The organism is Desulfosporosinus metallidurans, from assembly GCF_001936615.1.
GTDB lineage: Bacteria > Bacillota > Desulfitobacteriia > Desulfitobacteriales > Desulfitobacteriaceae > Desulfosporosinus > Desulfosporosinus metallidurans.
This window is the reverse complement of the sequence record NZ_MLBF01000259.1, coordinates 1-228: the sequence shown is the minus strand read 5'-3', so window position 1 is coordinate 228 and position 228 is coordinate 1. Positions and strand designations below refer to the sequence as shown.

The 228-nt window shown below is 41.2% G+C and carries 1 protein-coding gene; it reads left to right on the top strand.

Annotated elements, in window-relative coordinates:
• A partial coding sequence (locus DSOL_RS26605; protein ID WP_235839029.1) for an ATP-binding protein occupies window positions 1–228 on the top strand: 228 nt, incomplete at both ends.

Genomic DNA, 228 nt, shown 5'->3' with positions numbered 1-228 from the left:
AACCTTTCTAAGATCTCAGCCGATACCGAAAAGCTAAAACAGGTCTTTGTCAACATCATTGTCAATGCTGCAGAAGCCATGCCGTCCGGAGGTACATTAGAAATAATTACGAAAGAAATTGACAACATGATTATGATCAGTTTCTCTGATACTGGAGAGGGCATCCCTGCCGAGGAAAAGATACGAATATTTGATCCCTTCTATACGACCAAAAAAACAGGCACTGGA